The organism is Deltaproteobacteria bacterium HGW-Deltaproteobacteria-2, assembly GCA_002840505.1.
Classification (GTDB): Bacteria; Desulfobacterota; Syntrophia; order Syntrophales; family Smithellaceae; genus Smithella.
On record PHBC01000001.1, the window covers coordinates 426,299 to 451,894 of the forward strand.

Annotated in this window: 27 protein-coding genes and 2 tRNA genes; 4 read left to right on the plus strand and 25 right to left on the minus strand. The window is 43.1% G+C overall.

Going from position 1 to position 25,596, the window contains the following annotated elements; translation table 11 throughout:
- Window positions 1-330: 330 nt before the first annotated feature.
- The 6 genes from CVU62_01970 to CVU62_01995 all read right to left on the minus strand — a co-directional run bounded on the left by CVU62_01970 (window position 331) and on the right by CVU62_01995 (window position 6,545).
- Window positions 331-771, minus strand: coding sequence for a hypothetical protein (locus tag CVU62_01970; protein ID PKN38990.1), 441 nt, complete (start codon window positions 769-771; stop codon window positions 331-333).
- A gap of 148 nt (window positions 772-919) precedes the next feature.
- Complete coding sequence (locus tag CVU62_01975; protein PKN38991.1) at window positions 920-2,032, minus strand: rod shape-determining protein RodA; 1,113 nt, start codon at window positions 2,030-2,032, stop codon at window positions 920-922.
- A gap of 225 nt (window positions 2,033-2,257) precedes the next feature.
- Complete coding sequence (gene mrdA / locus CVU62_01980; GenBank protein PKN38992.1) at window positions 2,258-4,117, minus strand: penicillin-binding protein 2; 1,860 nt, start codon at window positions 4,115-4,117, stop codon at window positions 2,258-2,260.
- Window positions 4,101-4,595 (minus strand): rod shape-determining protein MreD, encoded by a 495-nt coding sequence (mreD, locus tag CVU62_01985; protein ID PKN38993.1) that lies wholly within the window; start codon window positions 4,593-4,595, stop codon window positions 4,101-4,103. The genes mrdA and mreD overlap by 17 nt, the downstream gene beginning before the upstream one ends.
- Window positions 4,592-5,425, minus strand: a complete 834-nt coding sequence (locus CVU62_01990; GenBank protein ID PKN38994.1) for a rod shape-determining protein MreC — start codon at window positions 5,423-5,425, stop codon at window positions 4,592-4,594. Before CVU62_01990 ends, mreD begins: the two co-directional genes overlap by 4 nt.
- A gap of 82 nt (window positions 5,426-5,507) precedes the next feature.
- Window positions 5,508-6,545, minus strand: a complete 1,038-nt coding sequence (locus tag CVU62_01995; GenBank protein PKN38995.1) for a rod shape-determining protein — start codon at window positions 6,543-6,545, stop codon at window positions 5,508-5,510.
- A gap of 185 nt (window positions 6,546-6,730) precedes the next feature.
- On the opposite strand from CVU62_01995, the gene CVU62_02000 reads away from it, so the two are divergent.
- Window positions 6,731-8,326, plus strand: coding sequence for a hypothetical protein (locus CVU62_02000; GenBank protein PKN38996.1), 1,596 nt, complete (start codon window positions 6,731-6,733; stop codon window positions 8,324-8,326).
- 45 nt (window positions 8,327-8,371) lie between these two features.
- Here the strand turns inward: CVU62_02000 and CVU62_02005 are convergent.
- A tRNA-Ala gene (locus CVU62_02005) sits at window positions 8,372-8,447 on the minus strand.
- 104 nt (window positions 8,448-8,551) lie between these two features.
- On the opposite strand from CVU62_02005, the gene CVU62_02010 reads away from it, so the two are divergent.
- Window positions 8,552-8,638: transfer RNA gene (locus tag CVU62_02010), tRNA-Leu, on the plus strand.
- A gap of 93 nt (window positions 8,639-8,731) precedes the next feature.
- Here CVU62_02010 and CVU62_02015 read toward each other — a convergent pair.
- The gene (locus CVU62_02015; protein PKN38997.1) at window positions 8,732-9,292 is read right to left on the minus strand and encodes a hypothetical protein; all 561 of its coding nucleotides are present in this window, start codon (window positions 9,290-9,292) and stop codon (window positions 8,732-8,734) included.
- Between the two features lie 206 nt (window positions 9,293-9,498).
- Between CVU62_02015 and CVU62_02020 the strand changes: the two genes are divergently transcribed.
- Window positions 9,499-9,771: a hypothetical protein gene (locus CVU62_02020; GenBank protein ID PKN38998.1), complete on the plus strand. Its 273-nt coding sequence runs from the start codon at window positions 9,499-9,501 to the stop codon at window positions 9,769-9,771.
- A 130-nt stretch (window positions 9,772-9,901) separates the two neighbouring features.
- The gene (locus CVU62_02025) at window positions 9,902-10,084 is read left to right on the plus strand and encodes a hypothetical protein (protein ID PKN38999.1); all 183 of its coding nucleotides are present in this window, start codon (window positions 9,902-9,904) and stop codon (window positions 10,082-10,084) included.
- Between the two features lie 188 nt (window positions 10,085-10,272).
- On the opposite strand, the gene CVU62_02030 is transcribed toward CVU62_02025, so the two are convergent.
- The 17 genes from CVU62_02030 to CVU62_02110 all read right to left on the minus strand — a co-directional run bounded on the left by CVU62_02030 (window position 10,273) and on the right by CVU62_02110 (window position 25,475).
- Entirely contained in the window at window positions 10,273-11,169 is an 897-nt protein-coding gene (locus CVU62_02030; GenBank protein ID PKN39000.1) for a hypothetical protein, read from the minus strand.
- Window positions 11,170-11,210: 41 nt separating this feature from the next.
- Entirely contained in the window at window positions 11,211-12,089 is an 879-nt protein-coding gene (locus CVU62_02035; protein ID PKN39001.1) for a F0F1 ATP synthase subunit gamma, read from the minus strand.
- Window positions 12,076-13,644: a F0F1 ATP synthase subunit alpha gene (locus CVU62_02040; GenBank protein ID PKN39002.1), complete on the minus strand. Its 1,569-nt coding sequence runs from the start codon at window positions 13,642-13,644 to the stop codon at window positions 12,076-12,078. The genes CVU62_02035 and CVU62_02040 overlap by 14 nt, the downstream gene beginning before the upstream one ends.
- A gap of 157 nt (window positions 13,645-13,801) precedes the next feature.
- Window positions 13,802-14,572 carry a hypothetical protein gene (locus CVU62_02045; protein PKN39003.1) on the minus strand — a complete coding sequence of 257 codons (771 nt, stop codon included), beginning with the start codon at window positions 14,570-14,572 and terminating at the stop codon, window positions 13,802-13,804.
- A gap of 3 nt (window positions 14,573-14,575) precedes the next feature.
- Window positions 14,576-14,851, minus strand: a complete 276-nt coding sequence (atpE, locus tag CVU62_02050) for an ATP synthase F0 subunit C (GenBank protein ID PKN39004.1) — start codon at window positions 14,849-14,851, stop codon at window positions 14,576-14,578.
- 28 nt (window positions 14,852-14,879) lie between these two features.
- Window positions 14,880-15,611: a F0F1 ATP synthase subunit A gene (locus tag CVU62_02055; protein ID PKN39005.1), complete on the minus strand. Its 732-nt coding sequence runs from the start codon at window positions 15,609-15,611 to the stop codon at window positions 14,880-14,882.
- A 26-nt stretch (window positions 15,612-15,637) separates the two neighbouring features.
- Window positions 15,638-15,931 (minus strand): ATP synthase subunit I, encoded by a 294-nt coding sequence (locus CVU62_02060; GenBank protein ID PKN39444.1) that lies wholly within the window; start codon window positions 15,929-15,931, stop codon window positions 15,638-15,640.
- 19 nt (window positions 15,932-15,950) lie between these two features.
- Window positions 15,951-16,304, minus strand: a complete 354-nt coding sequence (locus tag CVU62_02065) for an ATPase F0F1 (protein PKN39006.1) — start codon at window positions 16,302-16,304, stop codon at window positions 15,951-15,953.
- Window positions 16,305-16,404: 100 nt separating this feature from the next.
- Window positions 16,405-16,785: a F0F1 ATP synthase subunit epsilon gene (locus tag CVU62_02070; GenBank protein ID PKN39007.1), complete on the minus strand. Its 381-nt coding sequence runs from the start codon at window positions 16,783-16,785 to the stop codon at window positions 16,405-16,407.
- On the minus strand, window positions 16,775-18,169 hold the full coding sequence (locus CVU62_02075) for a F0F1 ATP synthase subunit beta (protein PKN39008.1): 1,395 nt from the start codon (window positions 18,167-18,169) through the stop codon (window positions 16,775-16,777). Before CVU62_02075 ends, CVU62_02070 begins: the two co-directional genes overlap by 11 nt.
- A 22-nt stretch (window positions 18,170-18,191) precedes the next feature.
- Window positions 18,192-19,019, minus strand: a complete 828-nt coding sequence (locus CVU62_02080) for a hypothetical protein (protein ID PKN39009.1) — start codon at window positions 19,017-19,019, stop codon at window positions 18,192-18,194.
- Between the two features lie 67 nt (window positions 19,020-19,086).
- A complete protein-coding gene (locus CVU62_02085) occupies window positions 19,087-19,557 on the minus strand; it encodes a hypothetical protein (protein PKN39010.1) in 471 nt (156 codons plus the stop codon).
- Window positions 19,558-19,927: 370 nt separating this feature from the next.
- Window positions 19,928-21,295: a hypothetical protein gene (locus CVU62_02090; GenBank protein PKN39011.1), complete on the minus strand. Its 1,368-nt coding sequence runs from the start codon at window positions 21,293-21,295 to the stop codon at window positions 19,928-19,930.
- On the minus strand, window positions 21,292-23,430 hold the full coding sequence (locus CVU62_02095; GenBank protein PKN39012.1) for a hypothetical protein: 2,139 nt from the start codon (window positions 23,428-23,430) through the stop codon (window positions 21,292-21,294). Before CVU62_02095 ends, CVU62_02090 begins: the two co-directional genes overlap by 4 nt.
- 305 nt (window positions 23,431-23,735) lie before the next feature.
- Window positions 23,736-23,969 carry a hypothetical protein gene (locus CVU62_02100; protein PKN39013.1) on the minus strand — a complete coding sequence of 78 codons (234 nt, stop codon included), beginning with the start codon at window positions 23,967-23,969 and terminating at the stop codon, window positions 23,736-23,738.
- Window positions 23,966-24,322 (minus strand): sulfurtransferase-like selenium metabolism protein YedF, encoded by a 357-nt coding sequence (gene yedF, locus CVU62_02105; protein ID PKN39014.1) that lies wholly within the window; start codon window positions 24,320-24,322, stop codon window positions 23,966-23,968. Before yedF ends, CVU62_02100 begins: the two co-directional genes overlap by 4 nt.
- Before the next feature lies 1 nt (window position 24,323).
- Window positions 24,324-25,475, minus strand: a complete 1,152-nt coding sequence (locus CVU62_02110; protein ID PKN39445.1) for a cysteine desulfurase — start codon at window positions 25,473-25,475, stop codon at window positions 24,324-24,326.
- Between the last annotated feature and the right edge of the window lie 121 nt (window positions 25,476-25,596).

Sequence of the window (25,596 nt, forward strand, 5' to 3'; positions counted from 1 at the left end):
ATCTGTTGCAAGTTCTATAAACATCACATGCAAACATTTGGCAGTTTTTATCAGTATGCATAGCTTCAAAAGTGCATGAAGTTTTATACTCACGTGTGTTTTGAATATTTTAAATCGAAGAACCAGAAATTTTACTTTTGATACTCCTGATACTCAAAACCGTGAGGTTACTAATCACAACATTATTTGCTTGTCAAGTATTTTCTGACCAGCAGTCTACTTTTTTATAAATGATTATTATAACAACGAAAACAGGCAAAAAGAGATTAATACTGATGTAAACAAATGTTTTTTTATAAAAAAGGTCTTGAGTGCAGGTTGCATTCCTGATCAATCCGCCTGATGAACATCCTTTTTTTTCTCAATTGCTTCAGCCATATGCGCCCGACCATCAAAAAGGGCGCCTTCTTCCATGATAAATACCGGAGCATTAACATCGCCCAGAAATTTGCCTGTGGAGTGGATATTAATTTTTTCTTTTACCTCAATATTGCCCTGCACGTCACCACTTATAAAAATACTTTTAACCGCAATGTCAGCTTTAACCAGCGCGCCTTCTCCAACGACTAATGATCCTTGTCCGTGAATTTCTCCCTGGAAATTGCCGTCAATGCGAACAGATCCGTTAAAGATAAGTTTGCCGATAAACTCCGCTCCCTGACCTAGAAAAGCCTTAATCTCTTCAACTTCTTTCTTTTTCTCCCACACATCATTCTCCTTGTAGTTTTGGTACCAAATCACGTTAATTAATTTAGTTTTACAAAGACCAATTACTAGCCCCGATAAACGGGATAAGTCCCGCCCTTACGGGGTAAGCGCGTTAATGAATTTGCTGTTAATTAGCAAGCAAACTCAAACTTGCTAATGCTTTAACGAAATTATTTTCTGCCAGATAACGCAGAAAATAATTTTTAACTTACTAACGCTGCAGAATAAATCTGCGTGCACTTACATTCATTAATAACCCTATGGCCGCCAGTAAAGAAAACATTGCCGATCCCCCGTAACTGAAAAAAGGAAGCGGTATACCAACAACCGGTAAGATTCCTAAAACCATTCCTATATTAATAAAAACTTCCCATGAGATAAGAGCGGTTATTCCAAACGCTATAATTGTGCCTAATAAATCTCTGGCTTGCAAGGCAATTTTTAATCCCCAAAAGATTATAGACATAAACATTATAATCAACACCAGTCCGCCTATAAAACCCCATTCCTCAGCAAAAACGGAAAAGATAAAATCAGTTTGCTGTTCAGGTAAAAATTTCAGCTGAGTTTGCGAACCTTTTAAAAAACCTTTGCCCAAAATTTCTCCGGAACCAACAGCAATCATTGATTGGATGATATGATAACCAGTGCCCAAAGGATCGTTTTCGGGATTAAGAAATGTAATCAATCGTTCTTTTTGATAATCTTTTAAAAAATGCCAGCCAATGGGAATTGATATCAGAACACCTGCTGAAACAATTAGCAGAGATTTCCATTCTATTCCCATGAAAAAAACTATAGAAACAAAAATAATAAACAGGATCAAAGCCGTACCTAAATCCGGCTGTTTTAAAATCAACAAAAACGGCGCTACAACGATTAAAAAAGGAACAAAGAGTTCCTCCAATTTGTATGGCTCATTGGATTTGTGATCTTCAAAATAACGCGCCAGAGTAATTATTATCACCAGTTTCATCAGTTCCGAAGGTTGAAGGGCAAAGCCGCCCGCCCCCAGCCACCGTTGCGACCCGTGTGCCGAATAACCAAAAAGAAAGACACAAATCAGAAGCGCTATAGAGATACCGTAAATCACGTAAGCTGCCTGAATGATTACCCGGTAATCAACGAAAAAAATTATTATCATAAAAATTAATCCCAAGGCGATCCACTGAATTTGTTTCAGGTAAAAAGAAGATTGCCCTTCGGCGCTGAAGCCTGTGGAATATATATTTAAGGTGCCGATCGCACAAACGGAAAGCACCAGACCTAAAAGCGTCCAATCAAAATGCTGAAAAATACGACGATCAAATTTTAAGAAAATCATTAATATGCCTCAAACATTTAATTCAAACCGTATGCGCTTCGCCTAAAACTTAATTACTTAAAACATTCTTCCTGGATTTCCGATCAACCAGCATTCGCCGGTCTTCAAGTCGGGAATGACAGAGGAGATTTTTCCATTCACCATTCACCTTGCGTCGCTGCGCTCCTGGGATAATTCGACTTGCAAATTTCACTACACTACGCTTGTGAAATTTGAGTCTCATTACTATTCACTGTTCACGACTTTTTTATCTTTTTTCTTTCCTTCAAAATACGCGCTCAAAATTTTACGGGCAACCGGAGCAGCAACCGCGCCGCCACCACCGGCATTCTCCAAAATAACCGCAACTGCTATTTCCGGATTCTTCAATGGAGCATAGCAAGCAAACAAAGCATGATCTTTCTGAAAAGCGGCAAGCCTTTTCGCCCGGCGGGCTATTTCATTTTGCGGCAAACCAAGAACCTGTGAAGTTCCCGTCTTGCCGCAGACATCAATACCTGATAATTTTGCGTTTTTACCGGTGCCGCCGGGTTCATTAACCACGCCCCACAAAGCACTGTTCAGAATCTCAATTGTTTTTGGGTTTAAATTTAATTCACCTTCTTTTTCCGGTGAAAATTCCTTATATATTTTCCCATCCGTAGATTCGATGTATTTGACTAAACGCGGCCGCCACAAAGTACCTCCATTGGCAAAAGCGCCGAAAGCGTTGGCCAATTGCAACGGAGTAACCAAATTAAATCCTTGCCCGATGGATACGGATATTGTTTCTCCCATCTGCCATGGACTTTTCTTCCGTTTTAATTTCCATTCCTTAGTGGGCACCAGACCGCCTTTTTCATTAGGTAAATCAATACCGGCTATCCCCCCCAGGCCGAAACGTTTTGCGTACTCGGCTATTTTGTCCACTCCCAGCATTTTCCCCACCGTATAGAAATATACATCACACGATTCAACAATTGCTTTGTGAAGATTTACATAGCCATGGCCATGTTTGTTCCAACAACGATAAGTTCGGTTGCCCAGAGTAAAAGAACCATTACAAAATATTTTAGTATCAGGAGTAATAACACCTTCTTCCAAAGCGGCGGCGGCAACAATAAGTTTGTAGGTTGAACCGGGAGGATATTGCCCGGAAATCGCCTTATTGGATAAAGGAGCCAATGGATTGTTTTGCAGTTTTTCCCATTGTTCATAAGAAATCCCGCTGTTGAATAAATTAGGGTCAAAAGAAGGCGCACTGAACATAGCCAGAACCGAACCATCGCGCACATCCAGAACAACAGCAGCTCCGGATCTGCCCACGAGAGCCTCTCCTGTCGCTTTCTGCAACTCAGCATCAAGGTTCAACACTATATTGTAACCGGAGACGGGATCAATCCGTCCCAGATTTTTTATTTCTTTTCCGTAAACATTTACCTCTACCAGTTCCGCTCCACGGCGGCCACGTATGTAAGAATCGAATTTTTTTTCCACGCCATGTTTTCCCAAAACATCGCCGTAAGCGTATCTGCCTTCGCTTTTTTCCAGATCTTCTCTGCTGATTTCTCCCGTGTAGCCGATAACCGGAGCCAGCATTTCTCCATCCAGATACAAGCGAATCGGCGATACATCAACATATATGCCCGGCAAATCCAATGCATTGGTTTCGACAAGAGCAACTTTTTCCATGCTCACATTTTTTTCTAATTTGATCGGCGAATATGGTTTTGCGTTTTTAGAAATAGACTGATCGTATAAAAACTCCAGCGATTTATTTCGATAGAGGTTTTTAAGTTTCTCAATTGATAACTCGTTGCCTTTTTTTTTGTTGGGTATGTAAATAACGTCAAAGGAAGGCATGTTATCGACAAGAACAACGCCGTTACGGTCCATGATCAGACCGCGCAGAGGCTTGAGATTCCGAAAACGAACAGAATTATTTTCCGATTTCTGCCTGTATTCCGCTCCTTTGACAATTTGTAAATATCCCAGCCTGGCAAGCAGAATGGAAAGGGCAATCAACAAAAAAGATCCGGCTATTCTAAATTTCTGTCTGAACTCGGGTGGCTCCTGCCCGTTTAACAGGTTAGGCTGTTTTTTCATAAAAAAACACCTCCACCCGATGCATCATATAAAAAAATACGGGAGCAAACAGACCGACAATCAGAGACTTCGGCAAAAGAACAAAATATATGTTCATCAATACATCATATTTAAACGCTAAATAATAAAATAAAATAACAATGAGATCTTCCAGAAAAGCGCAGGAAAAACTAAACAAGGCAATAATGTATTTTTTTTCAGCAGCCAGCCGACTCGAAGCAAAAAATGAAAATAAAAAAATGACGACATAAATAAAAGTGAATAATCCCAGCATCGAACCGGCAACACAATCAAATACAAATCCGACAATGAATGCCAGGACTGCGCCCCTGGCTAAATCAAGACGAAATCCGGCATAAATGACAACTATTAACGACAGCTCAAAAACCAACCGGCCGGAAAAAATTACATCAGTAATAGTTGATTGCAGTATTACTAATATTATCGATAAAAATGGCAGTAATAAATAATAAATCATTGTTGTTTAGTCTTATTTCCCGAGGAAGCCAAAATCAGTACTTCTTCCAATTTGGAAAAATCAACGAACGGAGCAACATTAATTTTCAAAAAAAGGCTGGCCTCCAGCCGGTCAACATGACTGACTTGACCAATCAGCAAACCCTTGGGAAATACTCCACCCATGCCGGAAGAAATAATTACGTCTCCTTCCTGAACATCCTGAGTTTTAGAAATATATTTTAATATGAGACCTCGGGAACCCGCGCCACTGATAATTCCCTGCATTCGCGTCCGTTGCACAATCGCGTCAATATTGCTGTTTTCATCGATAAACAACAGCACTTTGGAGGCGTGCCAGGAAACATCAACCAGACGGCCGATTAAACCCGGAGGCACGACGACCGGCATGCCGGTTTTCAGTCCTTGAACTGTGCCTTTATTAATCAATATCGTCTTGGAAAGCGCAGCCTGTTCCCGGCCAATGACTCGCGCGGGAATAAAGTTGTAATTATAATCATCTGTAAGAGATAGAAGCTTTTTTAGTCTTTGTGCTTCCAGGTAGCTCTCTTGATATGAAATTATGACCGATTTGAGTTCGTTGATTTTCTTCTTTAAGTTTTTATTTTCTTCTTCAATGCCAACCAGAAAAATGTAGTGCAGCCAGGCATCTCTTATACTTTTGATGGAAGCGTTCAAGCCTTTTTGTACGGGCGCAACTGCCTGTAATACGATTTTGCTGAAAAAACCTCCTTCCGCCCCATACTTTAAGTTAAATGAAAGCATCATCAGGGCAATGACAAGAAGAGCAATGATCAAGATAGCTGTTTTGTATTTCCTTAAAAAAAACATTTTTTACCCAACAGGAAAATAATTATAACGCTGCATCGAACGCTATCTGCCACAATAAATTGTATTATGTCCCGGACGTTTTTTACACTTGAAGAGCAATATCTTTGAGCACATTGAGTTGATCTAACGCTATGCCTGCACCTCTGGCCACAGCGGACAGTGGGTCATCAGTAATAGTTATAGGCAATCCTGTTTCTTCCCGGATAAGGATATCAATATTTTGTAACAGGGCTCCACCACCTGTAAGAACGATGCCACGATCAACGATATCACCGGCAAGTTCCGGTGGAGAGTTTTCCAGAGTATCTTTAACCGCATCAACTATAAAAGTTACCTGTTCGTTGATGGCCTCTCTAATTTCTTCCGAATTGGTTTCGGTAATTTTGGGAATTCCCGAAATCAAATCGCGTCCCTTTATGGAACCAATTTTAATTTCTTCAAAAGGATAGGCACAGCCAATCTCGATTTTGATTATTTCCGCCGTTCTTTCTCCGATAAGCAGATTGTGCTTCCGCTTCATGTACTGAACGATTGCCTCATCTATCTTATCACCGGCAACTCTCACAGATTTGGAATACACTATCCCGGAAAGGGAAATAACGGCAACCTCCGTCGTTCCTCCTCCAATATCCACTATCATTGAGCTTGTCGGCTCTGAAACCGGCAAGCCGGCTCCGATGGCTGCAGCCATCGGTTCTTCAATAAGGTAGATTTCCCTGGCGCCGGCCGATTCTACTGCTTCACGCACGGCGCGTCTTTCCACTTGCGTTATTCCCGACGGCACGGCGACGATAATTCGTGGCCGCACCAAAGACTTGCGATTATGGACACACAAAATGAAATGTTTCAGCATTGCTTCAGTCATATCAAAATCGGCAATAACACCATCCTGCATTGGTCTGATAGCAACAATATTACCGGGAGTACGCCCCAGCATGTTTTTAGCTTCACTGCCTACGGCCAGCACCTTTTTCATTCCTCTTGAATCTTGATGCACAGCTACAACAGAGGGCTCATTTAATACTATCCCCTTATCTTTGACATAGACAATTGTATTGGCAGTACCAAGATCAATAGCAAGATCGTTGGAAAATTTCCCTAAAACATAATCGAATAGCATTTATCCTCCTGTTTTTTCACAAATTAATATAATAACTTTCCCCACAGAGTGATTTTCTATACCGTATTTCATTATCCTAATCAACGCCTTTTTAAATTATGTTTGCATTTTGCAAATGACTATAATAATAAGGCAAAAGTTTCATTTGCTATAATACAAATTCATTATCCTTTCGAGGTGATTTTATGCTGAAATTTTTCCGCGAACATGCCCGTGGTTGGTTTATGATTGCAGTTATAGGAATCATTATTATTGTTTTTGTTCTTTACTTCGGTTCCAACAGAGGCAGTCGCATGACAGACGCAATTGCCATAGTCGATAAAAAAATAATCAGTCAAGGTGAATTTCGCAACGAATATGAAAAATTGATGGATATGGCACGACTTCGCTTAGGCGCAAAGCTTACTCCGGAGATACTCAAGAAAATGGATCTTAAGCGAAAAGCTTATAATGATTTGTTGAACCGGTATATTATCGCTGCCAAGGCCACTGATTTAAAGATTGAAGTTTCCGATGAGGAATTAAGAAACATAATCATGTCAATGCCGGTATTGCAGACAAATGGTGTATTTGATGAAAGCAAATACCGGCAGATACTTCGTTACAATAGACTCTCCGCCGAAGATTTTGAAAATCTCCAAAGATCCGATATAACGGCAAGTAAAATTGATTTGATTGTGCGCGAAGGCATAAAAATCTCGGATCAGGAAGTTTATGACTTATACGCTTTACAGAATCAAAAAATCAACGTTAATTTTGTGCAAATTTCCGGGAAAGATATCAAAAAGAAAATTACGCCTACTCAAACCGAATTGGAAGATTATCTGAAGCGTAACAGCAATCTATTTCGTGTCGCTGAACAGATGAAGATTAAATATATATTTTTCGCGGGAAATTCTTTTCCTGTGGATATCAATGATGCCGACATCAGAAGCTATTACAGCAGCTACAAAGATAAATATAAGACTAAAGACGGCAAACAATTATCATTGGACAATGTTAAGGGAGATATAGTTAAGGAATTAAAGCAGTCAAGGGGTACGCAAAAAGCTTATGTAGAGGCGAAAAAGGCCCATGACATTATTTATCAAGAAGATAATATGGAGGCCTACGGTAATAAAAATAATATTAAAGTCAGCAATGTAGACTTTTTCCCGATTAACAAGACACCTCAGGAACTTGCATCTATTAAAAATTTTGCCACTATAGTTCTGGATTTGCAGAAAGGCGATATCAGCAAGGTTATCCAGACTGAAAACGGTTGTTATCTTTTGCAAGTTGTTGACAAGAAATCCTCTTACGTGCCGAAACTAAGCACCATAGAAAACGAAGTCAGGAACCGCTACATAGAAAACGAAGCGCAAATTCTTGCCGGAAAAGAAGCGCAGTTAATTTTAGAGAAAATAAAGTCAGGAGAAACTCTGGATAAAATCGCCAAAGAAAATGGTTTGAAAGTTAACGAAACAGGATTCTTCCAGCCCGGCAATACTATTCCCAAGTTGGGATCTAGCGAAAATGCGGCTGATGTTCTTTTTCAGCTCTCCGCCCAAAAACCCTATGCGGAAAAGCCGCTTCTCATCAACAATGCCTATGTAATATTAAAACTTAAGGATGTGAGCAAGCTGGACGAGAAAGATTTTGAAACAAAAAAAATTATGTACCAAAAAATACTGATTTCCATCAAAAGAGAAGAGGCCATACAGACGTGGCTGGAAGGCAATAAAACAGCCATGATCAAGGAAAAAAGGATTAAGATTAAAAAACAAATAGAAGATTTATAATGTAAAAAGGGGATGATTTTCACCAAACCATCCCCTTTAATTTTTTGGTGGAGCTGAGGAGGATCGAACTCCTGACCTCTTGAATGCCATTCAAGCGCTCTCCCAGCTGAGCTACAACCCCAGTAAACTATTGACTAATTGTGTAGCCCATTAACACAGGCCATAATTGATTGTCAACAGATTTTAACTTGACATTTTGTATCCCGTCTATATAATCGCGCCCGTGCCGGAGTGGTGAAACTGGTAGACGCAGGGGACTCAAAATCCCCCGTTCGCAAGGACATCTCGGTTCGATTCCGAGCTCCGGCACCAATTTAAAATACCATAACCAGAGAAATTATCCCTTTTATTTTCCCGCGGATTAATAATTATTTCAAGAACATGAAGAAAAGAATTTTTTTTAATCTACTCATCCCGTTGCTTCTTTGCAATTACAAGACTTGTATTTAAATGATTCACTTGTTGTTTAAGTTCATTAATTTGCTTTTGTAAATCACTAATTTGCTCCTGACATAATTGTAATGCCTGACCAGTTTCCAACGCTGTGGCGAATTGTTGAATGTTCATGTACAAAGCAACTGACAGAGATGTACCTGCATTTAAAACTTTATAAGCTTTGCCTATTGCTTCCTCAATATTTATTTTTTGCGTATCCGAGCCATAGGAATCCATAGCTTCACATACCACACCTGGTTCTGTCGGGCCGCAGATTTCCTCATACATTTTACGCGCTCCCCGGAATGGTTCACCTTGACCGGAAAGAAACCAAGCCTCACTGAAATCAAAGTGATTGCAAAACACTTTCATAAATTCAGCGCTGGGACGTATTCTTTTAGCTCGATATTGACTAATATTACTGGTGTTTATCTTTAAAAGACCACTCAAAGACTCGTTAGTTAACTTATCCATTTGGCAAACATAATTTATTGCCCATCTAGTGCGATTTTTTAATTCATCATCTACCATAGATTACCTAAATTTTCCATTATTTTGCTGTAATAAAACTGTTAATCTACTTTATTTTAAATATTTTCAATAACTTATATTTAACAAAACACACTCACAAAAATATTTAACTGTTAAGCTTAAAATTTACTTGACTTAATTAAATATTCTATTTATAATCACATTCAATATTGTAATTTTTAAGTCAAAAAAAGGAGTTTTTAACAATGAAAAAAATTCCCCCAAACATGAAACCCAACGATATCCGGAAGGCTTTGTTGGATGCCAACGTCAAGCAAGCATCTATTGCCCGCGACCTCGGAGTATCCAATGAAACTGTTTATAGCGTAATTGAGGGTCGCGCATCTCATCGCGTCCGGGAACACATCGCCAAAAAAATTGGAATTGACATTAAACGCATTTGGCCAAACCCTTATCTTTTGGGCGGTCCACGCAAAGCAGGAAGACCCTTTTGCCAAGGCCATCGCAAGGAAACATAAACCAATTCTTAAGAATTGCGTTTTCATGACCACTTTATAACTTAATCAAAAAGGCTTTTCAATGACTAAAAACAGAAAACCAGACTGATCAGCGCAAACGACTATTTTTAAAGAGATGGAGGACCTGGTTATGAATGAGAATCTAAACTTTGCAATTGAGTTAGTAGAGGGAAAGAAAAGAGAATACAATAATATGAAAAGAAATTCAGAGGGGTTTTGTACGGGAGTAAAAGAAGCCATTAATGCGCAAATTCAGAAATGCGACACTTGTCTTGAGTATCTAAAATCAATTAACGAAAGCATAACGACGTGAATACAAACTCACAATCAAGCATCCAAATGTCTGCCGCTGGCAAAAAAACTTTCCTTAAATCTTAGCAAAAGACCATAATCGATGGAGAAGATTTCGTGGAAAATTGCATATAACCATGTCTTGAATCAGCAGTCCTCAAGATCTGTCTTCCCGATATCACTCATTTGAATTTCTTCTCATTTAATATTCTAAGCTGTCAATTCCTCCTTCTTTTCTGAATGCTGAAAGGATGGATGCGATCGCTTCCTTCTTTGATTGAAGGCGACAATGATTGCTTCAGTTGCTCCTTCTATTGATATTCTCTCCGTATTGATGACCATATCATAGTGTGCGGGATCGGTGAGATCGGCATTAAAATACTTTCTTACGAACGCCCTGCGGTTACTCTCAGTTTTAACGATATATTGTTCCGCCTCGGCTTTTGTATATCCTCTGTCATCCATAAAATGTCTGATTCTTAATTCTATAGGAGCAATTATTCTGACCTTGAATGTCCTTTCCCGAGGCAAAACATAACTTGCTCCCCTGCCGACCATAATTACATTGCCGAATGCTCCAATAGTTCCCACTACTTTAGTCAGATGCTGCAAATATTCCCCCGGCCATGGACGATTTTCTCCAAATAAAGACGACAGAAGCGTTTCCCTGAATGTTACTTCTCTTTCATCAAGAGATTGTATTACCTTCCTGCTCATCTTGGCACTATCAGCAACGTGTTGGATAATCTGGCCGCCTATCAGATCCAAGCTTAGAGCCTTAGATAGTCTTCTGGCAATCTCACTTCCACCGCTTCCCGGTTCCCTCGATATAGTAATTACCGGTCCACCTTTGAAATTCTCTATCTTGACTCCCTGTTTTAAGACTTTGTCCAGCAGTTTACGCCACTTATCCAATTGCTGCGAAACCATCTGGTCCATGATTGTTTTTTTATCTTCCCCTTCATCAGAAACCTTTGTTTTAATAGATAAGTCCCTTGTGTAATCGGGACAATGGCTTCCAATCAAGGAGTCCTTTTCTAATTTAAACCTTTTTTGACACTCCCTGCGCCAGGCGCAAATACCGCAAATGTGCATTTCTACTGTCATGGCGATCACCTTCCTTCTTGTCGACAATAGCTTTTCGTTTGTTAACTCAATGCCTCAAAGCCAGCAACAATATCCAGCAGTTCTTCGGTAATTGTCATCTGACGCGTACGGTGAAACTGCACGTGCAGATCCATCATTTGTTCTTCAATATTCTTTTCCGCGTTCTGCATCGAAGCCAGGCGACTGGCATTCTCACTGGCCAGTGATTCGGCAAACGCGCGGTAAAGCGAAACGAAAAGATACTCTCTGATCAGCGAAGAAAAAATTTTATCGCCGTCCATACGGTAAATGGGCAAGCTCTTGGAATCCCATTTTTTACGGGCTATCTCTTTAAGCCAATCGCGATTTACAGGCAGAAGTTGAACTTTGTAAGGACGATAGTTGGAGCCGCTGATATAATCGTTGTAGAACAACATAAAATGATCAACATTCTGCTTAAAATGCCACTCTTCAATAATCATGATAATTTCCTGAACCAGCGGTGTTATGCCCGCCGTGGAACTGGGAGTGGCCAGTAATTCATCTATAGGTTGTCCGGCATCCTCTACATAATCCGCCACGCGCGCACCCACAGCCAGCACTTTGCGGTTTTCTTTTTTCACACCTGCTTCTTTGATGTTATCCAGCGCGAAAACGGAAATCTGTTCGTTTAGTTGTCCGCACAAACCCTGATCGGAACCGAAAACTATGGCGCCCATGCGCTTAACAACCGCGTCCTTGCTTTGCATCATAGCGCCCATGCGTTCCTTGAGCACTATTTGCAGCCCCATCTCTACAGCCCGATTATAGTCCTCAAGAGACTCCACCGCTTTTTGATATTGCCGGATACTCACGGCGGCCAGGGCTTTCATCGTTTTGACCACCGATAAAAGATCACCAGCGCTTTTAATCCTTCTTTTCAGGGACTCAGTTGTTTGCATTTGCTTCCTCAGCCTCTTCAAACGGCGCTATAGTCGGTTTGATTTTATTCATAATACTGTCGCGATCAGCCAGTTCCAGTTTTTTGCCAGCTTCAATGCGCCCGCACAATTCCGGCAATTGTTCATTGACGGTTTGCAACAGGTGATTCTCAACTTCGCGGACATTCTCTGTCGGCACCTTATCCAACGCTCCACCGGTCACGGAAAGCAAAGAGGCGATCTGTTCGGAGGCGCGCAGAGGCTTGTATTGACCCTGTTTGAGAATTTCACGCACACGCCAACCTCTCTCCAGGATTCGCTTCGTGCTTTCGTCAAGCCTGGTGCCGAAACGGGAAAATGATTCCAACTCTTCAAATTGCGAGTAGGAGAGCCTCAAGTCGCCCGCAACTGATCGATAAGCGGGCAACTGTGTTTTGCCGCCGACGCGCGAAACGGATTTTCCTACATCCACCGCCGGTAGAATACCTTTGCTGAAAAGAACCGGCGACAGGTAAATCTGACCATCCGTAATGGAAATCAGATTAGTCGGAATGTAAGACGACATGTCCTGCGCTTCCGTTTCCACAATAGGCAGAGAGGTGAGAGACCCGCCGCCTAATTCCGGCCGCATATGTGTGGAACGTTCCAACAGACGGGAATGGATATAGAATATATCTCCGGGGAAGGCTTCGCGTCCGGGCGGCCGCCTCAACAGAAGCGACACTTCCCTGTAAGCACGGGCATGCGATGTCAGATCGTCATAGATAATCAAAACATCACGTCCCTGTTCAACAAAATACTCTCCCATGCTCGTTGCTGCGTAAGGCGCGATAAACTGCAGGCCCGGCGTGTCTTCACCGGTAGCCACGACGACAATACATGACCCCATTACGCCGTGATCGCGCAGATCGGCAATCACTTTAGCCACATCGGCACTTTTTTTGCCTACGGCGCAGTAAATGGAAATAATCCCCGTTTCTTTTTGATTGATGATTGTATCAACGGCAATGGCAGTTTTGCCGGTCATTCTGTCGCCTAAGATAAGTTCGCGCTGGCCGCGTCCAATGGGAATAAGTGCGTCAACCACCTTCAGGCCGGTCTGCAGAGGAACTGTCACCGGTGAGCGATCCATAACTGCCGGCGCTGGTCTTTCCACCGGAAGGCGCATGACTGTATTGACCTCGCCCAAACCATCAAGCGGACGCCCAAGGGGATCGACCACCCGTCCCAGAAGCCCGTCTCCCACCGGCACATCCAGAACGCGCTTGGTGCGGTGCACCTCCGATCCCACCTGCAGGTTTTCACTGGGGTCCAGAAGGATGACACCGATTTCCGTCAGGTCTATATTAAAAACAAGGCCCATATAGTTTCCCGCAAAGCGAACCAGTTCTTCCGCGCGGATATGCGGCAGACCCCCGACTCTGGCAATATCGCGGCCGACAAATTGCACCGTGCCGATTTCTAATTGTCTCAGTTCAGGATTCTGCTCGTCCAGAACCTTTTCCATGGTATCAAATGTATCATCCAGGAAAGTTTTTAATTCCTTACTTTCCAATGGGCTAGACTCTTGATTCATTCTTCGCCTCCTGACCTCTTTGCCATTCTATGGATTCCCGCCTACGCGGGAATGACAGGGGAGAGATTTCTGCACCCTCCGCCATCCCCATGCTGTTAACCTTGAACTTAGAACTTTGAACGATGTTTTTCTCTTCACTCTTCACCATTCACATTCTTTACGCCGCGTGTGCCTCTTTCTGGAGCGTTTCCGTTAAACTTTCCACCAGCGTCTCCAGATACTCATTTAGACTCCAGGCGATCTTATGTCCGTTCACCCGTAATTCAATGCCCGAGACAATCTCCGGCTGCCTGATATACCGCAAAGTAAATCCGTTGGTTATCTGCTTTTTCAGAACCTCTTCAATTTGAGCCTGCCGGGACGCGGAAATGCTGAAAGCACTCTGGATGATAACTTTATTGCCGCCGCCTCTGATGGCATTGCGTATCTGAATGCTTTTTTCCTCATCGAGCGCTTTAACCCGGCGGATGAATTCGTCCACAATCCGTTCCTCCAGATCGGCGTCCGCCAGATCGCTCAAGGCTTTACGCGCCGTGGCATATAATTGCTTGGCCGCGCGCTGGCGCAAATCATAGAAAAAAGCGTCCTGTTCGCGAACCAGCATATCCTGCCAACGTGCTTTGACCTGATCAACTTCCACACGGACTTTTTCCATCAGTTCTTTTCGCTTGGCATCAGCGGCCATTGTCGCCTCATTGAGCATCTTTTCTTTTGCTTCGTTGAGCAACTGGTTGCGCTTTTCATAAAGCCCGGCAGCCTCGGTTGCCTTGACTTTCAACTCTTCGGCTTCGGCAAACCGCGCAGCAATCTTCGCTTCTCTATCGTCCATCGCTTTGATAATCCGCCCGAAAAGAAATCGCTTCAGCAGATAGACAAGCAAAAGAAAATTGAAGATCTGGCAAAATAAAACAAACCAGTCGATATGCATAAATTATCCCCCTGCCTTTACAAAATGACCCCAGAAAGGATTGGCAAAGATCAGAATCATGGAGATAACGAAGCAGTAAATAGCGATAGATTCAATCATGGCCAGTCCGACAAAAAGCGTCCGGGTCAGAGAATTTCTTTCATCCGGCTGCTGCGCGATAGCGGCCAAAGCCTGCGCGATGGCCTGTCCCATGCCCAGAGCCGGTCCGATAGATCCGATCCCCATTGCCAATCCCGCGGCGAATATTGATGCCAACGCGACGATGCTTACACTATCCATAAAAACTCCTCCTTTATAAAAAAGTTTTTTAAACTGTTGTAACGCTTTGTTGTTTTACTTCAACATGAGCATGATGTTCATCTTCCGCCAGAGCTGACGCGATATAAACCATGGAAAGAATCGCGAAAATATAAGCCTGAATTACGCCGATTAAGAGCCCCAGCGCCTGCATAACAACCGGAAACAAAAGCGGAGTAACGGCCAGTAGAATGCCGATGACTTTTTCATGGCTCATAATGTTGCCGAAAAGTCGAACCGTCAGCGCAAGAGTCCTGGATAGTTCCCCCATTACGTGGAAAGGGAAAAATATGAAATTAGGCTGAAAATATTCCTTCAAATAATGGAAAAGACCATTGCGCGAAATGCCGAAATAAGGAACAGCGATGAATACACACAGCGCCAGAGAAGCGGTAGTAGTAATGGAAGACGTCGGCGCGACAAATCCCGGCACGATAACCAGCACGTTGGAAGTGCAGATGAATAAGAAGAGCGTCCCGATAAGGGGCACGTAATTATCCGCTCCTTTTTTCGTCATCTCGGATATTTCACCGCGAACGACAGAGATAACTACTTCCAGAAAATGCTGCCATCTGGACACATTCATTTCCGAAGAAAGGTTGCGGGTAGCCAGCCAGGAAATGACCATCAGGATAGCCATCACCAGCCACGTATAGAGAATTGTCACGTTCAGCTTGATAAATCCCCAGGTAAAGATAATTACCTGATCGGGGCTGATCTGATTAAGAGATACAATTTCCATATAGAATCCTTTGCCTGTGTTCTTATCTATCTGCCCAAGTTTATGCAGCTAATTTCCTCACCTACTTTTTGTGGCCCCAAAAGGTACGTGAGAATTTTTCTCATGATAATAAAACCCAACATGGCCGCGGCCAGCCTCTCCCAATGTTCTCCACCCATAATCAAATAAAATCCAGCCAGCACCACCGCCATACGCAGAACAAAACTGACCAGCATTAGGCGCGCGGGTCCATGAGCTGCCGGCAAGCGCTGAACGGTATGCCACAACGCTATAAAATAAAACGCTCCCAGGGCCAGACCTGCAGCAAATGCCGCAACCATAACAAATATAAAATTCGCATCAAGACTGCGGTTCATCATCTTCATCTTCCTCAATAATTCTACTGCGGACTTTTCTCACCCAATACGCGGCGTTAATACATCCTACAAGCACTCCGAAAATAAGAAACATCAGCGCCCACGAGTACTGGCTGGGCCAAGTGCGGTCAATCCAAAGACCAATAGCTATTCCAACCAGAGTGGGAATGGCTACCGCCCAGCCGACAATTCCGAACATGCCCAGACCGAACCAGACTGTCTCGTCCTTGTGTCGAAGCGCCTTCCGCCGCAAAGCTTCTTTTTTGGCCACCTGCTCGGTGAAATGATTCGCCATTTTCCGGCGGCGCGTACTGGGTGTTCGTCTTATTTCAACCATATTCAATCCTTTTAAGTTCAACGTTCTAAAAAACCTGTGAATGGTGAATAGAAAAGTCTCTTTTTTGTTTTACACTTCACTCTTCACCTTTCACCCTTCACTACTTAAGCTCCACAAAACGTCTTATTAGACTCGCTTCCAACCTGGCCGACGCGGATCGAACCATTTTTTCCCGCTCATCCAGAACGTCATATTGCTGCACAACGACCTCTTTTAGTTTTCCCAGGTCGGGCGCACGCACGGCGTTGCGCGTGGATACCAGAACATCCGGCCCTTTTTTCACCAGCGTACCCACATCCATCGCCAGTAATTCCTGCCCGCCGCCGATCGGCTCATACGTAAAAATGCCGGGGGCAAGGGTGGCCACAAAATCAATATGATTCGGCATCAGACAGAAAGATCCGTTTTCCGCCTCGGCGATAATCTTTTTTACTTCCTGCTTCAGCATTACTTCCGCCGGTAATAAAATTTTAAGCATCATGGGAAATCTTCGCCTCATCAATTGAACCGATCATATAAAGAGCGCGTTCCGGATACTCGGCAAACTCATCGTTGAGTATCCGCTCGCAACCGATTAACGTTTCTTCACGCGTGACCATCTTACCCGCCGTTCCTGTAAACTGCTCCGTCACAAAGAAAGGCTGAGTAAAAAATCTCTCCAGTCGGCGGGCACGGAATACTGTACGCTGGTCCTCGCGGGAGAGCTCGGAAATACCGAGCATGGCAATAATATCCTTGAGATCTTCATAAATCGCGAGCGTCTTGCGAATTTCCTGCGCGATTTTGTAATGACGTTCGCCGGCAATGTTCGGCATCAGCATTTTGGAGCCGGACTGAAGGAGGTCAATCGCCGGATACAAACCTTCGCTGGCCCGCTTTCTAGACAACGCGATGGTCGCGGAAAGATGTCCAAACGTATGCACGGCGGAAGGATCGGTAAAATCGTCCGCGGGAACATAGACAGCTTGAATGGAGGTAATAGCGCCGGTCTTGGTATTACATATACGTTCTTCAAGCTCGGCCAGTTCCGTGGCCAGTGTCGGCTGATAACCAAGACGTGATGGCAGTTGTCCCAGAAGACCGGAAACTTCCATGCCCGCTTGAATAAAACGGAAAATGTTGTCAATCATAAGGAGCACATCCTGTTTGGCGTCATCGCGGAAATATTCCGCCATCGTTAGTGCCGAGTGGCCGACGCGAAAACGCGCACCCGGCGGCTCGTTCATCTGACCGAAAACCATCACGGTATTGCCCAAAACTCCGCTTTCTTCCATTTCACGGTAAAGTTCCTCACCTTCGCGGCAGCGCTCGCCGATACCGCAGAAGATGCTCATGCCTTCATGCGCGCTAACTGTGTTGTGAATCATTTCCGTAATCAAAACTGTCTTGCCAACGCCCGCTCCACCGAAGAGGCCCGCTTTGCCTCCTCTCTCCAACGGAGCCAGAACGTCAATAGCCTTGATGCCCGTTTCAAAAATTTCAGACACGGTGGATTGATCACGTAGAGGAATCGGCTCACGATGAATGGAGCGTATTTCTCCAGCTTCAACCTTACCTTTCTTATCAATTGTTTGACCGAAAACATTGAAAACCCTTCCCAGAAGCTCTTTGCCCACAGGAACCTCAAATGGTTTGCCTGTGTCAATTACCTTAGAACCTCTGGCGAGACCCTGGGTGGGCGTCAGGGCGACACCCCGAACAGTATTGTTGTCGAGTTGGGTAAAAACTTCGATGATTACCTGTTCGTTATCGCCGGCCTTGAGAACATTGCGGATCGCAGGCGCCGTCGGAAAGTGGACATCAACAACGCTGCTGCGGACGGATAAAACCTTTCCCTGATTGATTTGCTCGCTTTCCACGTTAATCTCCTCTTTTATTCTGTAAAAATTAATACATCTCTTCCACTTTTCTAATGCCTTCCATTAACCAACCGATAACACTGCCTATAACAATAAACATACCCGCCCGAATAACATCGGCTGATATGTTCATTCCCGTCAGGAAGAGCAGATGACTGGCTAAAATCAGAACACTCAGGAAAATTGCTACAAAAATTCCTCTTTTACCCCACCATATCGATGCTAAAATGATCGGAATGTAGAAGAGGTGGGTGAAAAGCCCTTCCGTTTTAAGGGTTGCATGATTATGATAGGTGAGAATACAGGCGAGAAGGATAAAGATAGCCATCAATCCGAATTTATAGATATTCTTTTTAGCGCCGATTGGCCCCTTCATCATCAGTGTTTTTATAGCGCCAATCCTTCTTTCCACACTGCCAATGATTAAATCCTGATATCTTTCTATGACCTGGTAGGATACATAATCGAACATCAATATAGTTCTGTTCAGACTTTCCACTGCCTGCGTTTTTTCCAAGGCAGTCACGAAAGTCCCCTGAAATTCAGCGTAAAGCCAGAGATGCCGTCTCATTAACATCAGCGCGTAAACGGCTTCCTGAAGAGGTATTTTTTTTCTGTAGAGTTCTTCGGCATATTTCCAAGAAAATGATTTTGCTTCCTCATAAGAATTTTCGGCCAACGACATCCGGCGAAAGAGCCTGTAAAAATCGGTCCCCTGCTCTATGACCATTTCTTTAGGCAGACGGTGATAGGAGGGCGTTCTGTTATGTTTCATAACATCATCAGCCCATTGTCTGGCAATATTCTCAGCCTTGCTTTCTATAAGATCAATAAGTTTCGCGGCATAAGCTTGCATTTTTCATCTCTCTTTTAATAAAGTTGTTATGTTAAAAAATTGACTTGCTTATATTCACCCCGCCAAATTACTTTGTTTTGTTTGTCTTCGATCCCTCCAGTTTCATCATCTCCCAGAATTTTCTGGCAACAACATATATAATGTAATCGAACATAAGAATTGTCCGGCTAAGACTTCCCACTGCCTGCTGATGCTCTACTTCGGTATTAAATAAGGATTGAAATTCCGCATACAACCACATGTGTCTTCTCATCAAGATCAGGGCATACAACGCTTCATGCAAAGGAATTCCTTCTTTATATCTTTCTTCCGCATAATTTTCGAAAATTTCCTTAGCCTGTTCATATGGTGACTCATTAAAAAACATCAGTTGAAAATTATTGTAGAAATATTTTGCCTGAAGGATGATTTCTTCTTCGGATGCGTTATGGTAGGTATAGGTTTTTAGGTTAGTTTTAATATCCTTAGCCCACTGCCGGGCGATTGTATCCGCGTTTTTCTGGGTCAAATCGACAAGTTTTGCGGTAAAAGCTTTCATGAAGGCTCCTTCCCTTAACTAAGAGGAAAGAGCAATGGCCATGCCATAAAAATAATTTTTGTATTTTAGTTCCTTCCGGCATCTTAATAAAATATAATTTAGTTTCCATCTGTCATTCCCGCGAAGGCGGTAATCCAGTTTTTTTAAATGGTTATGGATTTCAATTTACAGGGAATGATTCAATTAAAAAATGAACAAAGCCATTTTTTATTATCGGACAATCACGAATTATCAAGAGAGGAAATAAACGGAAATATGAAGTAAACGTCACTGTAAAAGTCACACAAAAAGATTTGCGGACATTAAAAATAATAATAGGCTTTAAATATATAGGTTTACGAATGGAGACATTTATGTCACCCCTGATGACCTAAATGTCGCGTAAAATTTCTTCCCATTGAGGATTTTTCTTCATGGCGGCGATTTTACGCTGCAGCTGCCGAACAGTTATTCCCAAAACTTGCGCAACCTTGCCGCGATCACCATTTACATTCTTTAAAACATACACCAGATGCGCTTCATCGTTTTCCTTTAATGTGCATAATTGCCGCGATAGGGGGGAATGATTAGTTGACGCCATACCGAGATGGCCAGGTAAAATAATATTGGAATCGGTCATAAGAACGGCGTTTTCAACAATTTGAGCCAATTCACGAACATTGCCGGGATAATCTTTGCTGTTTAACAAACTCATTGCTTCCTGACTGAAACCGGTGATTTTTTTCTTATGATTATCGCACGATTTACGAAGGAAATGGGACGCAAGTAGTGGAATGTCACCTGTTCTTTCCTTGAGCGGTGGCAGATGAATATGAACCGATTTCAAACGGTAGAGAAGATCCAGTCTGAAGTTTCCTTCTTGACATGCCCGTTCGATATCTCTGTTGGAAGCCGATATAACTCTGACATCAACCCATACCGGTTTTGACGAACCCAGAGGATAAAAAGATTTTTCTTCGAGCACCCGCAGCAGTTTTGTCTGGAGACCAAGCGGCAATTCTCCTATTTCATCAAGAAATAGAGTTCCTCCGTCCGCCTGTTCAAAATAACCCAGATGCGGCGCCTCCGCCCCGGTAAACGCTCCTTTGGCATGACCAAAAAACTGGCTTTCAAACATAGTAGCCGGAATAGCGCTGACATTAACGGCAATGAATGGACCATTAGGCATCGGTCCCGCTTTATGAACACCTTTAGCGACCAGTTCCTTTCCTGTCCCTGATTCTCCGGTAACCATTACGGGATTACCGCTTCCGGCCATCACCTGAGCATATGATAATATGGAGCACATCTGAGGACATTGAGTGACAATTTCAGAAAAAGCCGGAGAAATTTTGCTTTTATTATCTCCGGCGGTAGTTGATAAACCGATAAGCAATCCTCTGTGTTCATAGGCTCTTTTTATGGCCAGAAAAAGCAGGTCGTTATCCACCGGCTTAACAAGATAATCATAAGCGCCCAGACGAATCGCCTTGACTGTGGTAGGAATATCATCAATAGCAGTGAAAATGATGAACTCCGTATGCGGACGATAGGGTTTTGTCGATTCCAGAATCTGCAAACCGTCAACTTCCGGCATAAGCAAATCCAGAAGCACTATATCAAAATCAGTTTCCTTAATTTTGGCAACGGCATCCCGGCCATTATTACATGTATCAACATTTCTAATTCCTCGCCATTTCAGCAAACGCTTTATGGAATTCAGGGCGACTTCTTCATCATCAACAATCAGGATTCTCATAGTCTCTGCCTTCCGATTTCACGAATTATATTTTGTAAATGTGTCATGCTGAAAGGTTTTTTAAGTAAATAATCAGGTTTGCCGTTTGTTTTACCTTCCGGCTTTCCTGCACTTATGTCCGATGAATAAAGAATTAAGGCAAGAAGCGGAAAACGTTCTCTGACTTTTTTCAGTAGTTCCCACCCGTTTATTGCCGGCAAATTTATTTCCGAAATAACAATATCCACTTCAGGATGCGACTCCAGGTAAGCGATGACATCATCGCAAGTATCATCAGGTCCGCATTGCCATTCAAGAACATCGGCGATACTTATTTTGATTTCATTGAGATAAGAAGCATCGCTGTCACAGCAAAGAATGGTCGGACGAATACTTATCTGTTTTTTGGCATCAAGGGGAAGGTAAATGGAAAACCGGCTTCCTATATTGTGACGGGAAAGAACTCCGATTACGCCATGATGCTCTTTGATTAATCCATAAGAGATAGAAAGCCCCAGCCCTGTTCCTTCCATGTCGCGGCGAGTTGTAAAAAAAGGTTCAAAGATATGATTAAGTACCTCTTTTCCCATGCCGATTCCGTTATCTTCAATTTCGATCAAAATAGCGTTTAGTCTTTCAATGTTTCTGGCTGTGATAATTATTTTGCCCTTTCTGTCGGGTGTAATGGCTTGATGCGCGTTAATAAGCAGGTTGGCTATTACCTGCTCGATTTTCTGGAATTGCCCCTGAACAGGCGGCAGATCGCTGTCTATATAAAGATCAATGCGGGAAACGGTTTTGCGGACCTGGGCACCGACAATGATCAGTACTCCATGAATGACTTCTTCAATTTTAACCGGTTTCTTCTGCACTGTTTCATCCGTTCGGGCAAATTCTTTCAATCCCGCAATAACACGCTTGATTCGCTGAGAAGCAATTTTGAACTCCTCTATGATTTCTTTCATGTTCGTGCAAACTTCCACATAACCGATGCCCTTGTCGCTCCAATCCGGATGGGATGCTCCGTCGCTGGCCAGAATCGGTTCAACGGCATTCCACATTTCCTCCAGCATGGTAATGTTATTGGCGATAAAACTAACCGGATTGTTTATTTCGTGAGCAACGCCAGTCACAACTTCACCCAGAGCTTTTAATTTATGAGATTGAATCATCTGCTGCAGGCGGATTTCTCCTTCCTGACGGATTCTTTTATCTTCCGTAATGTCTTGCCACGCTCCAACCATGTAACTTCGGGAACGACCCGGTTTTATCAGGCGACGATGATCAGAAAACCAGCGATAAGAGCCATCTGCTGTCTGGAAGCGATATTCAAACTGATGCGTTACTTTTTTCGTAGCCGATTTTAATTTTTTTAGAATGTTTATTTGATCTTCCGGATGGATATGCTCCTGCCAGAAAAGATGATTGTCCGTAAACTGGGCAGGCGTATATCCGGTAATTTCTCTGACGCGTTTGCTGACAAAAGTAATCGTAAAGTTTTCATCCGCGTTGCAGGTGTAAGAAACAATGGGAAGGAATTCCAATATAAGGGACAAATGATCTGTCGTTTCTTTCAGTGCCTTATTGGCTCTCGCCAGCTTATGCGTGCGTTCCTTCACCTTGATTTCCAACTCTTCATGAGCCTTCAGCAAGGCTTCTTCCGCCCTTTTCGCCTGCGTTATATCTTCAAGTGTTTCCACTGCTCCGATGACGGCGCCTCTGGAGTTATGAATAACGGCGGCGGTAAAGCGCAGCCACTTTCCTCTTTTGCCTAATTCCGGGAAAAAATCAGTCGCTTCATAGGCACCGGTGATTAATTTTGATTTGATGTATTTGCCGGGATACCATTGAGGAATCTTTTTCTGGTATCTATCAACAAGCAAGTCGGCCATGCACGGTCTCGCTGTCTTATAAAACGCCCGCCACTGTTGACCTGTACCCACAACCTCTTTCGCCTTGATCCCGCTCAGTTCTTCCAGCGCTTTATTCCAGTAGATTATCAAATGATCTTTGCCGATGATAAAGGCAGGGATGGGAGAGCTTCCAATGATGCTTTGTAGTGATTGCTGGCCGTTGCTGAAAACTTCCCGTGCCCATACGCTTTCGCTGCGTTTGGTGTTTGTTTGGACTTTCTTCGGGGAGCTTTTAGTTTTCATCTTCTAGTACCAAAAAATCAAATACAGTCTTGAACAAACAACGAGATTCTGAATTTTGTCATTTCGAGGAGTCCCGATGTATCGGGACGACGAGAAATCTTAATTATTTTATTTAAGCTAAAAAGATTTCTCCCTCCGGTCGAAATGACACCGTTTGAATATTTTTCAAAGGTCCATAATAAATACTAACTGAAGCACTTCGCAGTGTTAAAGATGATTAAATTGTGATGATTTTTATGTTTTGATTATATTGAACTAGACACACATGTGTCAAGGGAATTAAAAAATAATTGTTGTTTACTTTTTCAGTCGGCGAGTGTTCTGACGCTTTCTATATCAACCTTGCCCGCAAGACTGGTCATAATGTTATTTTTCACATCAAGATGAATCATTAAACAAACACCGCAATCCGAACTAATATGTTTAGGCACGGGAATCAGCTTGTGCGGTAGTCCTTCCTTCTTGAGAATTTTTTCCGCTTTCAAAGCGTAGCTCACCGCTTTGAACAAAATTACATCATATGATTTCTTATCTTTCATGGTACAAGTAACCGTCCTGCACTGCTCATGGTTTCTACGATGTCGTACATATTGGAGACAACACCGGCGGCCAGCTTATCCTTGACCTCGAAATAATTGAGGCAGGTGCCGCAAACAAGAAGCTGAACGCCTTCACCCTCCAGTTGTTTTAAATCCTCCAGAACTTCGGAACCCTGCACTGTCAACTTGACACCGGTATTATAGAAAATCATCACGTCCGGTTTTTGAGTCTGTCCAGCGAGTGTATGCATAAAGGCTTTTATTAAAACGGCGCCCAGTTCAGCATTTCCCCGTCCCATTTTATCTTCATTCACAACGATAACAAAAGGACCGGACTTAATTGTATCTGCCATATTACTTTCTCCTCTTACTTATTTTTTTTATTGCTTCCACTGCTTTGGCCACTTGCTCCTGAGTGTTGAAATAGCTGAAGCTGAAGCGCACCGTACCCATCGGATAAGTGCCGATAGATTTATGCGCGGACGGCGCGCAATGCAAACCGGAACGTGACATGATTTTATAGCGCTCATCCAGTTCCAAAGCAATTCCGGCCGGATCAATGCCGGCAATGTTGAACGAAACAACCGGTATGCGCTGCTCAGTAACACCCGGTACGTAAATAATAATTCCGGGCAAATCGCTGATGCCTTCAATAAACGTTTTGACCAGACTTGATTCTTTGCTTTGAATTTGATCAACACCCTCGGTCAAAACAAAATCAACACCCGCATGCAATCCGGCGATGCCGACCGTGTTGGGCGTACCTGCTTCATATCGGTCAGGCATAAAGTCAGGCTGCTCTTCAACTTCCGAGCGGCTTCCTGTCCCGCCGATACAAATCGGCTCAATTCTTTTTTCCAGACCTTCGCGCATGAAGAGCCCGCCGGTACCTGAAGGTCCAAATAAAGATTTGTGACCGGTAAAAGCCAACAGGTCAATATTCATTTCTTCTACATCAATGGGACAACTGCCCGCCGTCTGGGCGGCATCAACACAAAAAACCAGACCGTGTTCTCGCGCGATACGGCCTATATCGAAAACAGGCATGATAGCGCCGGTAACATTAGAGGCGTGCGTTATAAATATCGCGTTGGTATTCTTTTTGATTGCAGCGGAAATTTGTGCCGGATCAATCATCCCTGAATTATCGCAGGGAACAACAGTCAAGCTGACATCTTTGCGCTCCATTGCTCTGAGCGGTCGCATCATGGAATTGTGTTCCATACTCGACGTGATGACATGATCACCCGGTTTTAGAAAACCCGATATCGCAATATTCAGCGCCTCGGTCGCGTTTTTGGTTAGAACTATCCGGAGAGGATCGAAAACGTTGAACAACAGCGCCAGTTTTTCACGGGCATCATAAATTATCCGAGCCGCTTCAATAGATAAACGATGCCCGGAACGGCCGGGATTGGCGCCGGTTTTCCGCATGTATTTTTGCATGGCCGCATTGACTTCCGGCGGCTTAGGCCAGGACGTGGCGGCATTGTCAAAATAAATTATCCCCATATTATTTCTAATCATTTCAACTAAAAGACCTTATTAACGCGGTTAAGAATTATATTGTTTATGCGAATATATCCAATAAATAAAAGTTATAATAGACAAGGCAATATTTCTTTTA